Raw genomic sequence first — 13,191 nt, forward strand, 5'->3', positions numbered from 1 at the left:
GTTCAGTTAAGTATGGCTTTAAACGTTTGTAATACTTCCAAATTCCGTCGTACATATGGGATGGTTTGGGGAACAATTCCCCTCTCCCTGATTACCGCCAGCAAGCCCCGCAGCATCCATATATGAATTTGTTGAAATAAATCTCTCCTGTTAAAGACAGCATCTCCCTGCACATATCCGCGTTCAAAGTCTGCCACGATGGTTTCCAATTCTCTTACAGTTACGGATGGACGTATTGTGGAAGTCAGCACAGCCGCCAGATCAAAATGATGATTGCCCCTTCTCACTTCGCCCATATCAATAATCTGAACAGCCTCCTCTGTAAACAAAAGATTCCAAATCCCCAGATCTCCATGAATGACCGCACTGTACTCCATGTTGTACTCCATGCATTGCTCGGTATGCCCCACTAGTGCTCGTATTTCTTCGGATAATGAATTGTTCACTTTAGCGGATACTTCGCTCCATAGTTGGGGTAATGCAAAACGATCTTCCTGTTGAGGGACATCCAGATGTTCCGTGAATTGATGAAAGTTGGAGATCACTTTTCCTAACCGGACAAAATCAACGCTAACCTGATCATGCGGAATCGTATGGTCTATGTAGGTTTGCAAATTATAAATCTTGTGGTTGTAGAGAATATAGGGCAGGCCATCTCTGGCTTGGAGCATGTTTGGAGAAATATGAACAGATGCTAGTACCTTATAAAGTTGATGTTCAGCCAGCGCCTGCTGTTCATTCCTGAGCTCACGCAGCACATATTTGCCCGTGGTTGCAAGGATCAGCATTGCGTTCGAACTGCTGCCTTTCTGCAAGGCCTTTCTGCTTAAAATTTTGCCAATATCATAATGCTCCGCCACAAAATCGATGTCAGCCATAGACTCTTCCCTCCTTTACTTTTCTTTGGAGTTTTGTCCGGATAAATAAATGTACGATGTTTACAAGTTGGAGATAATTCAGAATTATTATGGATACCTTCCGGGTTTAATATAAAGCCATAAGGGACAGCGAGCCCATTCAAATTACAACCATATAAGTTGATCCTGACATTTTACACTAAAACGTAGAGTGCAGAACCAATCTGAAGGAGAGATATAAAATGAAAAAAAACCTGAAGACATCCGCAGTAACGATGATGGTACTTGGCATGACACTAACAGGAGCTGCGGGCGTATTTGCCGGCACTCAACTGGAAAGAATCTCGGCATATCTTAATCATGGCATCAGCTTCAATGTAGACGGTGCAGCCTATACACCAACCGATGGCAATGGCAACAAGCTGGCTCCGATCACCTACAACAATTCAACTTATCTGCCTGTACGTGCCATTGCGGATGCGCTGCATGTGCCTGTATCGTACGACGGCAAAAAAGGCCAAGTCATCATCGGCGAAGCGACAAGCAATCCCTCGACGCTGGCCAATGTATCCTATAGCGCTGCACAAAAAGAAGCCATCCAAAAAGCATTTGCACAGTTTGATGGTTTTGAGACTGCGTACGCACCTCAGCAAAGCGTCTCGGGTGATACTTTTAAAAGTGTAGGTGCTGGTGGCGATGGTGTAAGCTTTATCTTCAGCCATATGAAAGTAAGTGTATCTCCGAGAGATTACTCGGATGGTTATAGCAGCAAGGATGTAAAATTGTCTAATGGCGTTAGCGCCAAATGGTACACACCGGATCAAACGGGCATGCTCACGTTCCAGTTGGATGACCGTTATGTAACGCTCAGTTCCCCTGATCATAAGCTGACTCAGGCACAGCTTGCACAAGTAGCCGTATCTGTTCAGAAAGTAAACAGCAATGATCAAGGTGTTACCGGGTTTGCTGATGTAAACTACACCAAGAATCAAACAGCAACCATCCGTAAGGAGTTTGCCAAATTCCAAGGGTTTGAGACAGCTTACGCACCTCAGCATATGACTGCAGGTGATGCATTCAAAAGCGTGAGTGCCGGCGGGGATGGCGTAAACTTTGTATTCAAAAATATGAATGTGACGGTATCGCCGAAAGACTACTCCTTCAGCTATGATGGAAAAGAAGTAAAACTGTCCAATGGCATAACTGCCAAGTGGTATACACCTGACAAAACAGATATGCTCACGTTTAAACTGGATGACCGCTATATAACACTCAGCTCGCCAAATAACTCACTGACCCATACACAACTGGAGCAAATGGCCATGTCCGTGCAAAAGTTGAAATAAAATAAACACATCAAGCACACATCATTTTGCTTCCCCACATGCTTGGGGGCAGATTTGATGTGTGTTTTGTCCTATTCATGACGTTACAACTGCTGAGAAAACAAGGCTTTCGTCCAGCTTCACTTCGTAAAAGAAGGGGTTATAATGAATGGTATATGTATGATTATCAGACGTATAACAGATAAGGAGTGAACCCGATGAACCAGCGAATCGATCTTTCGCCTGAGGAGCTGCAGCAGCTGGCAGGTGAATTCAGCAAGGCATCCCAGAACGGTAATGATATTCTCGCTCAGCTCAAAACGATGGTTGAGCAGGCCGAAGGCCAGTGGGAAGGTGAACGGCAGCGTGAATTCATGCAGCGCATCAATGATAGCATGACATCGATAAGCAATTACCTGCTTGGTTTGCAGGAAACCAGCACCAGCCTGCAGCAGACGGCAACCCGTTTCCGTGAAACGGATCAGTCACGCTAGTGCTGATCCGTTAGGTTCTATTCAAAGAATTTGCAGCCGTTGCAAAGGTAGCATTCTTTTTTTCCAAGTAAATCACTCACTCAAGCTAGCAGCAAACACTTCTTCTTCCTCATCCACATATCCTCTGAAAATAATCTCCTCAATATCTTCATGATTGAACACATACGTATAATCCGGATTAATGTATCCTTCCGGGTACAAACAGCCAATATAGTCGAACTGCCGAGGCGGTTCGGTCATTAACATCTGCTTGCGTCCATAGATGACAAGCTTTTTGGTGCCTTCCTTCAGCCGGATCACGGAGCCGTTGGGCAATAATGTCGATGTTTCTTTTTCCATGCTGTAACCTCCATTAACTATTCTGTGTTTTGTGGACAGAAGTTCCTTGGGCGATGCTCATTACCCGGCGAAGCCAGTAATAACGATGCACATCCATGATAAAGTGAAATACAACAAAAGCAAGCATAATATATACGCACATGAGGACAACCGCAACCGTCTGCTGCGTTACAAAGGCCAGTGATAGGTTGGCCAGCAGATACCCGGCTCCGGTTAACATGGTCAGCGTGGCCACAGGCATGCGTGAACCAGCACCCGCTTTTGGGCGATGCGGGGACTGCTGCAGTTTACGCAGGTGAAACTTGGCATATTGATACAAGGCGAAACCGTACACGGCAAACGACCCAATCGCATACCACGGAGTTGTCAGTCCGAGCATGCCATAGGCAAACTTTTGCACGATAATCATGAATCCCAAGGAACAGACAATCCCGAATACTCCCCGGAACAGAACATAATTCAACTGCAGCCTGCGCGGGGCCACAATCAGGGCTACAGCCCACACATTCATTACCGCCAGAGGAGGCAGCAAAATATAGACGTATAAGGACTGGAACGGCACACTGAACACGGGGATTAAAAGGAATACGTTAAGAAAGAACAGCACAAGCGTACCTGCACTGAAACGTATTCCATCCGCCGCATATACAGCAAGATAATTCTCAAACGCATTCTGATGGAAGGAGGTTCCTTCAACTTTTTTTGTAACTGAAGCGGTCGTCGATGACGTGGAACGTTTCTTGCGCGCCATCTATTTGAACCATCCTGAGACGGTAGACCAGGCCTTCTTCGCTCCGTGTTTCACCACATCTTTCACGGAATCATCCTGTCCATCGCCATCAAGGTCCATGTTCATGGTTACCCCTTCCGCGAGATAAGTCAGACCTACGGATACGCCCAAACCAACTGCACCTACAGCCAGCACGGGTGCTGCTGCAGGCAATATGGCAGCTGTCAGAAGCGTTGCCCCTACCGTCGTTGCCCCACCGACAACTACGTTTCCGATGATATCCCCGGCGATCTTGTCACTGGATGCATTCTGGCTGATGTTCTCCTGGGTATCCGTAAAAACATCAATCCCTACGCTGGCCCAGCCCAGTTTATCCGTTAATGCTGACCTGACCGCATAACCTGGTTTAATCATCGAGGCAATTTCCTTAATCTGTGGCGTAGCTGTTCCGTTTGCGATTTTGGCTTCAATGTCACGGACATAATGGATTTTGTAATCCCTTGGTCTGCCGTTGACTACCGTGTTGCCTTTAACCGAATCATAACTTTCACGAACCAAAATACGAGGCGTATTTCGATCGAGCTGCTGCTTCACCATATAACCATTCCTGACCCGATATCCCAGCTTGGCAACGGCCGCAGCAGCGGTCACTGTCCCTACCGTGCTCCCCGGCCCATCGAATGGAGCAAGTGGATTAAAGCCGGTAAGCCCGAATGTACCCCCGGATTGGTCCTCCTGCTCCATTCGCTCACGTGTCGTTTTCACATATGCAGCCAGCTGCTGCATGCTCTGTCCAGCGGTCTGAAACCGCTGCTGGTGCGACTGGTACAGACCGATAATGGTCTGCCGATTCCCTGACTGCCAGGCTGCTCCCTGGATGGAGCGCTGAAGAACACCATCTACCTGCTGCAGCTGTGCAGTAACCTGTTCAATCTGCTGTGCGAGCGAATTCAAGTACTCTGCCTTCATGACAATTTTGGTCAACTGGATTTCCCCCTTTTAGCTTACCTACGTTCTATGGGATTAAACTACAGGCAAGATCGATAAAGAACGAGTCGTCAGCAGAAAAAGGCTTTGAATCAGTTCTTCTTCCGTTATCTTGAACGCTGTAAACGTCTCTCTTTGTTTGTTTTCCTTGTTTTCAATGAATAGCCAGTTACCTGTACTGCTGCCGATAAAACAAATCATTTGTGGGCTGTCCTGCATCCCCCGTGTGGATACCTCAAACTGCCCTTGTTTTTGGATGTTTGCCAATGCCTGGGCCAGTTCCTGGATTGCATTTGAATGCACATGCTGATCCTGGCGCAGCGCGAATGTTATCCTTTCCATCCCTGGTTGTTTCAGTGTCAGCAGCTTCTGTAATGTGTCCTTCTGAATGGAGGTATGCAGTGATTCCTCGGCAGAGTCAGGCAATTCAATTCGATTTCCCATGATGTGGTACAAATCCTGCAAGCTTTCAAACGTAGTCAGAGTTACCTGGTCCCGTGCAGGGCGCCAAACCCATTCAACAATGTTCGTACCGGATATGAAGCCATATGTCATCGATGGATCACTCTGCTCAGCGCTTGTTGTATGCAGGTGGAGCTTGATCAATGCACTACTGAGCTTGCAGCTCTGAAGCAGCTGATTCACCTGTGGATGTATGGTAATCTCGCTATCCTCGGATTCTATAACTCCATCCTTGATCAGATCGTTTTTAATTTCTTCATAAGTGTGCTCGGCCTGCTCACCCTGTAATGCCACATCATTCAGATGTGCCAAGAGTACCTCAGCTTCCGGAATATTCATTAACTGAAACAGAAACAGGGCCTCCCGGCCAGAGCAGGTAAACGATGTATATGTAGGCACAGTCATTCCTCTTTTCCATGATATGTGCAGCCAACTCCAATGGAAGAGCCTATCTTTTTATTGTAAAAGGATAGGCAATCAGGCTCAATGCGCCCCCACTCCTGTTATTGGGACGTTAAACCTGATTATATTTACCCATTAGGCTTTGGAACGGCACAGGGTTGTACTGCATCTGTACTGTAAAATTGGGATATCCCATGTTGGAAAAAGTCTACTTTCCTGCGGCATGCAGCAGCTCCAGCAGCAGCTCTTTCCGTTTCCCTTCAGCCTTGCGGGCCAGAGCTGCAAGCTTCTCCACTTTACCCCAGATCGGATACAGCACACGCTCTACTTCATAGGTTTCCAATCCCTTTATCTGCTGCACATATAGGGCCAGCTTCTCTTCGTTTTCCAGTTCCGGCTGGATTTTCAGCTTCAAGTAATCCGTCGAACGCCGTAAACAGGCAACCAATGCAGGTACAGAGCTGGCAGTTATGCCGTGTTTTTCAGCAAAGGCAACGGTGAATTTGTCCTGCACCAACTGGTGCTCATCGTCCACTTCTCCCATATAAAATTCAACCAACGGGAAATACCGCTCATCTGCGAGTCCAAGGCCAAATGTGGCATAGGTGCCCGGCATGCAGCTCTTTTCGCCTTCCGTATCTGCATACCATTCGAATTCTTCGATGGCTTCACGAGCGTACTCTTCAAGAAGAGGATGCAAGTCCGGGTACGCCAGTGCATTTGCGAAAAATCGGTGAGTGTCCGACTTCGCGAGTCCCTTAACCGGCAAATACTGCTTCACGCTGGATTTGAGCTTGATCTTGTAATTTTTCGGAAAGCCTTGCTTCAGCAAACGAATAATAAAAGCAAGAGCCTGTTCATAGGCAGATGCTTCCTCCTTGCGAATCATGATGGTCATGATGGAGAACACATCGTTGGCAGTGCATTCCACCTGTTCATTTTTCACAAGAATATCTTCCTCCGCATAGGTGCCGCTGCCTTCTGTCATCATCCGTGCTGCACGGTTGCTGCCCAGTTGTTTCGCCAGCTCCAAAAAGGTAAGCCCTCTCGGTTTGCTGTAGCTGGGTTCATAACGGAGAATCATGACAGCTGCGTACAGCAGCAGATCAATTGGCTGTGCAGCCTGCTGTTGGCTCTCACCCCCAGCCCGAGACTCGTTCTGTTCCAGTACTGCGCCTGGCTTAAGTGTATATTCATTGGACCTGTACACCGATGACTGGACATCATAATACTGAGGCAAAAACTGATTCTCCGCCCAATCCGTCAACGCACGAATAATGTTACCTCGATGCTCTGCCAAGGCATCCTGACGCCCTTTATTTAATTCCTGGATGCGCTCATATTGAGCGATGACCCAAGCAATATCCAGTTCCGGAAAGAGTTCCGGGTCAACCAGATGACGCGTCAAAAAAAAGGATTCCAGCGGCTTCGTTGGATATGTACCATGTTCCAGCTTTTTATCTACGTACGTATGAATTCGTTCAAGCAACTGCTCTTTCTTCTCTTCATTGATATATTCAAGCAGCGTCAATTGCAGCTTTCCTTCGGTTGTCGGGAATTTTCCGCGAAAGGTGAAGCGGTAGTCGATCAACGGTGAGTCCGTCAGCTCGTCCAATCTTTCCTGAACCACTTTTACAAGCTGAGGCTGGAATTCATTACGCACCTGCTCTTCGGTAAAGGGGCCCGTGTTCTTTGATTTCAACCCGTCATCCAAACCAAGATCCACACTGTCAACAATGGTACGCCCTGGCTTGTATTCCAGTAGAATATCATCGAAGATACCCATCTGCAGCGTGGTTCGCTTCACGGTCTTCTCCAAGTCGTTCCGCTTCGCCTGTTCGTCAAACCATTCATGAATGGCCTCAATCATCTCTTCCATCGCCTGGTCATAAAGTGTGCTCATCTAATCTCCCTGCCTTTCAACATCTAAATTCCCTGAGTAATATTCATTGTTCTATTCATCCAGGATCGCTCCATATCCATGCATGTTCAAAATGCGTATTGATGTTCGCATAACACCTATTATTTTACCCTCCCATGTACAGCCGGAACAATAAGACCTAGGCACGGTTGTTCGCTGAGCAAAAGGAATGATCCTTTCTTCTGCACATGTCTATGCATCCTGTATTCAAAACAAATACACCGGAATCAGGCGATTCTCCGCCCAAATCCGGTGTATTCACGAAACGTGCTTCTCACTTGTAATACTTTAGTATGATTCCATCTGCATAAATAGAAACAGATTGTACATATAGCCACTGCGAGTACAGAAAACCTTCCGATTGCTGTTATCCCCAGATTTCTTTGATCCCATTACCAGAGGAAGAAATCCGGTGATAAAGGCAAACGCTTCGCTTCTCCAGGTCTTTTCTGTTCTCTCCGTTCTCATGTCAATTTCCACATTTCCATTCATACCATGAACCATTCACCGTATTAATTCACGGTTTTATACCATTCGTTCACTTCGGCGGTAATATCATCGCCACCCATGGACTTCCACTTCGTTACAAAGGCATCGAATTCCTCAATGCCGACTTGGCCATAGATAATTTTGCTGAACGTATCCTTTTCCAGCTTGTCGAGTGCATCCTTCTTCATCTTCATCGTCTCGGTAGGCGCACCCGTGAATTTGTTCTTGATGGCATCATCCTTATGGGCCACCACGACTTGAGCCGCTGCGAACACTTCCGGTTTGTTGGCAATACTCGTATTTTTCTCAAAAGGTGTCTCAGGCTCCTTGCCTGTCGCCAGTTCTGCAAGCGTATCCATCATCAGGTCGGGAATCCGTGCACCATCATAGGTAATCGTGTATTTCAGCGGCGATACGCCATCTTTTACTTCAGCTTCGCCAATGACTTTCCCGTCCACAATGTCAAAATCATACCCTTGGGCAAAACCATGCTCAAATTCACTGCCCACTTCCGGGTTGGCAAAGTTGTCGAACAGATAATTCTGATATGTGAAGAACACTTCCGGGTTAGCCATATCCTTGTTAATCAACACAACCCCGTTGCTAGCGCCCGAACCATGGTGATGGCTCTCGCCAGTTGGCCCGGTTGGCAGGGCAATGGCTTTGTATGTGGCACCGTCCACATTTTTCTTTACATCATCAATCGGCCAGTTCGGCATCCAGTGCGGACCCACAATGATTCCGGCTTTGCCTGCTGTAAACAGCTCTGCCGCCTTGATCTCATCATATACGCCAGCTTCCTTAGGCAGATAGCCTTTGGACAGCCAATCTTTCATCGTGGCAAGGCCTTCCTTCACTCCCGGTTGTACCGAGCCGTATTGCAGTGTTCCGTCCTCTGCCTCATTCCATTGCCCAGGCATCGTGTTATACATGCCGAAGATCCAGCCGGACTCGGTCATCCACGTATTGAGGGCATTTTTCATGCCGACAGTCAGACCATACGTATCCTTCTTCCCATTGCCGTCCGGATCCTGATTCGTAAATGCATCCATGACCGCAACAAGCTCATCGATCGTTTTTGGTTCTTCCAGTCCCAGCTTTTTCAGCCAATCTTCCCGGATAAACATCACCGGATCGCCGTTATAGGCATAATCGAAAATTGGAATTCCGTAACGCTTACCCTCATACATGTAGGGGTACCATTCTTCCGGTGCCGATTCGGAGGCCTGTTTCCACGTGTCGGAAGCATATTTGTCAAACAGTTCACCTGCATCGGCAAATTTGCCGGATTCGATCAACTCACGCACCAGATTGTAGTCCCCACGGATGGAGACAATATCCGGCAGCTCTTCGTTGGCCGACAGGGACAGGCGCAGTTTCGTATAAAATGCATCATTGGTCACCGATACAGCCCATGGTGTGGTCAGGTCGATGCCAAGCCGTTCCTTGGCCCATTTGGTATGCACATTGCTCTGTGCTGTTTCGCCATTTTTGAACTTCGTATCATCGTTCCAGGCCCGCAAATAGCTCATCTGCACGGCTGGTTCGTACTTCCCGTCCTGCATCGCAAGTGGCGCAGCCGCTTCCTTGGCTGGCTCCTCTTTGGCCCCTGAACTGCATGCCGTTACAGCAACCATCGTCAATGCAAGCAACGCCGTCATCATCTTTCTATACATGAACAAACCCCTCCTCAGGTAACTTTGAATACCCTTCTGCATTTTGCATCATTCAATGCTTAATGCACCTTACATGAAAAGGATAGTGCAGCCGGGGAGGCAAACATATATCACAATTTCAATGTTCATATTGATTTGTTAACCGTTCCGAAAATCCTGTGGTGTCAGACCATAATGTTTGCGGAACACCTGAATGAAGTAGGGGGTGTTGTTATATCCCACTTCCTGGCCGACTTCATAGATCTTCATCCCGGTATGCTTCAGCAAGTGCACGGCACGTTCCATTCTGGAACGAATAATGTAATCGCTGATGCCTTCACCAGTGGACTGTTTGTACATTTTGGACAAATACACCGGATGCAGATGCACTTCTCCCGCAATCACCTGCAGGGACAGATCATCTGCCAGATGATGGTCAATCCAGTGCTGTACCTGCCGAATCAAGGTAGACCCACTCGCTTGGCCCGCGTCTTGGGTACGCTCTGTCCACTGCTGCATGACGTTTCGGGTCCATGCCTCCAGACTGCGCAGTGATACGCCATAACCGTCCTTCAGCAGCTGCTGATACTGTTCACCAAGCACATCCGTTAGCTGTTTGCCTTCCCGGTGAGCCATGTAGGAGAAAGCAGCCGCCAGATAATGAAAGGCAACGTAGACATGCTCCGGAAACACACTGTCCGCTAACTCGGCAAATATCTGATCAATCTTGCGATGTGCATCGTCCATTCTCCCGGCTTCCAACAGCGTTGTCAGGCCAGGTGGCTCATACAGCGCCGCAAGTGATTTCAATGTAGCTCCATGTGAGCTGGCAGCGGCATTAAGATGCAATCCTTTTCCTGCTTCAGCCTGCTTCCGCAGGGCACTTACGGCCTGATGATACAGCTGCGGAACCTGGTGCGGAAAACGACCAGTCCGGCTGACCGACAGCGAGATGGTGGCATTCAAGTACTGTTTCACACTGTGAATCAATCGTTCGCCAAGCCGGCTCAGCAGCAATTCGGAATCGGACTGTGCCTGTCTCGGACAGGCCATAAACACCAGATCATCATGCGCATCATCGGTATGGCAGAGATGGTAGCTGCTGCTGAAGATTTCTTCCACCACATTGGATATGGCATATTTCATTAATCGGAATGCCTTGTGCGTTGGCTGAGGGTCATCATAGCGGATGAGCAGCAGCTGCATTTTATCCTGGGGACGGAAACCGATCTCCAATTGTTCCAGCTTGCTCACGAGTTCGTCTTCGGCAAATTTGCGACCAAGCAGCACATCCTTCATTAATTCCGCCCGTTTTTCCGGCAGATGTTCCCTTACCGAATACATCGCGCGCTGATGCAGCTGCTGTTTCTCTCCTTCCAGTCGGATCTGGACGGAGGCCTGCTGCACGGCTTCGATCAGTTCCTCATCCCGTACCGGCTTAAGCAGGTAACTTACCGTTCCATGCTTCAGTGCCTGCTTTGCATAATCAAAAGAGGCATGACCCGATAAAATAATGCATTTGGTCCGCTCCCACTTTTGCCGAATATGACTCACAAGATCAAGCCCCGACAAACCCGGCATGCGGATATCCGTAATGATAATATGGACCTGATGTGCAGCCATCTGCTGCAAAGCTTCCTTGACCGAATATGCCTTGTATACCTGACCGATTCCATATTCTCTCCATGCAATGGAGGATGCGATAGACTCCACCGCCGAATGTTCATCATCCACGACCATCAGATTCATCATGAGACTTTCCCTCCTCAAACCATCGTATTTCCACACTAAGTCCCCCGTAAGGAATCGCTGCAAAATGAAGCCCGGACGAATGCCCATACCGCGTAACGAGACGCTGATGTACGTTCCAGGTGCCTGTGCCAATCTCCTCGCCCATAGGCTCATTGACCTCTCGTTCCAATTCTGCAATTTCTTCAGGTGTCAACGTAACACCATCGTTATCTACAAACAGACTGTATCGTATAAGCTGTTTGCCATCGATCTGCTCCCTTGTCGACATCCCCGTTACCACGATATGACCGCTGCCCTCACTCGGCTCAATACCGTGAATTACGGCATTCTCCACAATCGGCTGAATGAGCAGTCTTGGGATCTGCTGCTGCATCAGCTCCTGCGGGACGGCAATTTCATAGGATAAACGGTTGGTCCGCATCTGTTGAATGGACAAATAATTGTCCAGCAGCCGAATTTCCCCTTCCACTGTCGTCATGTCATTCTCATCCCGGGTGATGTACCGGTAGTAGTCACCAAGACTCAGCGACATCGCAATAACGGCTTTCGAATGGCCGAGCTGGGTCATATTTTTAATATAAAACAGGCAGTTGTACAGGAAGTGAGGATTAATCTGTGATTGTAAATGCTTGAGCGTTGCTTCCCGGGAACGAATTCGTTCCTCATACACCTTTTCGATCAGTTCCTGAATCTGTTCCGCCATGTGGTTGAAGCTCTGAGTCAGATACGCGAATTCATCCCGTGAATGATCCACCGGAATCCGGGTCGACAGCTGGCCTTTGCGAATCTGCTGCAGCCCCTGCATCAAGCGATAGATCGGAATCTGGACTTTGCGGTAGAGCAGCAGGGCCGCCCCAATGCTTAGAACCAGCAGCAGCAGAATGGACGTAATAAACATGTTCCGGCTCTTGTCCATCGGGGTGAGCAGATCATCCAGCACAACGGGGTTCACATAGACGCCATGAAGCTGTTTGGAGCGAACATAGCTGACCAGATACTGCTTGCCACCTGCCTCCAGCTGATGGTTGCCCTCACTGCCCAGTCCGTCCAAAGGCATATCCTCCATAATGGCTTTCACCAGTTCAGGGTCCGCACTGCGGTTTAATAAAGGCTCATTCCCCGGCACAAACAGAAAGGGATCTCCTCCCTGCGCCTCCTTGAAGTCGTCCAGCATGGCTACAATATTCATCGGATCAAAATTAATCTCCATCACGGTTCGAACACCCGTGGTTACGGGTTTGGCACTCCACTCATAGTTATCTGTGAAGAAAAAGGTAAAACTCCCGTCTTCCAGCTGCCATTGTCCAGGCTGGGGAAACTTCAGCATGTTTTCATTAAAGACGGTTCGGCTTGCCTTGGTGGATAACACAAGCTCTGCCTGCGGAAGCAGGATCGTAATATCGTTCTTCCAGCGGCTGGTGGACTGGTACAGCGATAACTTGTCGAGAATATCGAGATAAATGCTGTTCTTTTCATACTGGCTGGTCGTTTCCGTCATGTAACGGTAGTGCAGTATGCTGGGGTCCCTGAGCAGGGTAAGCCCGTAGAGCGAGAGCTGCTCAATATTTTTATCTACCTGGGAGCTGAAATAATTGAACTGGTTCAAGCTCGACTGCTGTTTTTCCTCCACCACCATGTCCACATTTGCCTGGTTGGCGTAAGTATAGAGCAGCAAGATGGGCACCAGCAGGCAGATCAGCAGAATGACCGTTTTTGCAAATACTGTGAATTTCATCGTTTCACCCTGTCCCGAAATAGTATCGAATGTTACCGAAGTC

The 13,191-nt window shown here is 48.2% G+C and carries 11 protein-coding genes; 2 read left to right on the plus strand and 9 right to left on the minus strand.

What is annotated here, in order from left to right; translation table 11 throughout:
• Positions 1-2 precede the first annotated feature (2 nt).
• On the minus strand, positions 3-878 hold the full coding sequence (locus tag AB3N00_RS26980; RefSeq protein WP_413037314.1) for a phosphotransferase: 876 nt from the start codon (positions 876-878) through the stop codon (positions 3-5).
• 221 nt (positions 879-1,099) lie between these two features.
• Here AB3N00_RS26980 and AB3N00_RS26985 point away from each other — a divergent pair, with 221 nt between their 5' ends.
• Both AB3N00_RS26985 and AB3N00_RS26990 read left to right on the plus strand, forming a co-directional pair.
• On the plus strand, positions 1,100-2,203 hold the full coding sequence (locus AB3N00_RS26985) for a stalk domain-containing protein (RefSeq protein WP_413037315.1): 1,104 nt from the start codon (positions 1,100-1,102) through the stop codon (positions 2,201-2,203).
• Positions 2,204-2,400: 197 nt separating this feature from the next.
• Complete coding sequence (locus AB3N00_RS26990) at positions 2,401-2,676, plus strand: WXG100 family type VII secretion target (protein ID WP_175395257.1); 276 nt, start codon at positions 2,401-2,403, stop codon at positions 2,674-2,676.
• A gap of 72 nt (positions 2,677-2,748) precedes the next feature.
• Here AB3N00_RS26990 and AB3N00_RS26995 read toward each other — a convergent pair whose 3' ends face one another.
• From AB3N00_RS26995 to AB3N00_RS27030, 8 genes are all read right to left on the minus strand, one after another.
• Complete coding sequence (locus AB3N00_RS26995) at positions 2,749-3,015, minus strand: DUF4176 domain-containing protein (protein WP_413037316.1); 267 nt, start codon at positions 3,013-3,015, stop codon at positions 2,749-2,751.
• Between the two features lie 13 nt (positions 3,016-3,028).
• The gene (locus tag AB3N00_RS27000; RefSeq protein ID WP_413037317.1) at positions 3,029-3,766 is read right to left on the minus strand and encodes a hypothetical protein; all 738 of its coding nucleotides are present in this window, start codon (positions 3,764-3,766) and stop codon (positions 3,029-3,031) included.
• Positions 3,767-4,729, minus strand: coding sequence for a hypothetical protein (locus AB3N00_RS27005; RefSeq protein WP_246310824.1), 963 nt, complete (start codon positions 4,727-4,729; stop codon positions 3,767-3,769). It abuts the gene before it with no gap.
• 39 nt (positions 4,730-4,768) lie between these two features.
• Entirely contained in the window at positions 4,769-5,593 is an 825-nt protein-coding gene (locus AB3N00_RS27010) for a hypothetical protein (RefSeq protein ID WP_413037318.1), read from the minus strand.
• 211 nt (positions 5,594-5,804) lie between these two features.
• The gene (locus AB3N00_RS27015) at positions 5,805-7,499 is read right to left on the minus strand and encodes a DUF6138 family protein (RefSeq protein WP_413037319.1); all 1,695 of its coding nucleotides are present in this window, start codon (positions 7,497-7,499) and stop codon (positions 5,805-5,807) included.
• Between the two features lie 530 nt (positions 7,500-8,029).
• On the minus strand, positions 8,030-9,682 hold the full coding sequence (locus AB3N00_RS27020; RefSeq protein WP_413037320.1) for an extracellular solute-binding protein: 1,653 nt from the start codon (positions 9,680-9,682) through the stop codon (positions 8,030-8,032).
• A 138-nt stretch (positions 9,683-9,820) separates the two neighbouring features.
• Positions 9,821-11,413: a response regulator transcription factor gene (locus AB3N00_RS27025; protein WP_413037321.1), complete on the minus strand. Its 1,593-nt coding sequence runs from the start codon at positions 11,411-11,413 to the stop codon at positions 9,821-9,823.
• A complete protein-coding gene (locus tag AB3N00_RS27030; RefSeq protein WP_413037322.1) occupies positions 11,388-13,148 on the minus strand; it encodes a sensor histidine kinase in 1,761 nt (586 codons plus the stop codon). Before AB3N00_RS27030 ends, AB3N00_RS27025 begins: the two co-directional genes overlap by 26 nt.
• Positions 13,149-13,191: the final 43 nt, after the last annotated feature.

Origin of the sequence: Paenibacillus xylanilyticus (genome assembly GCF_047246825.1) — a bacterium.
In the GTDB taxonomy this organism is placed as follows: domain Bacteria; phylum Bacillota; class Bacilli; order Paenibacillales; family Paenibacillaceae; genus Paenibacillus; species Paenibacillus xylanilyticus_B.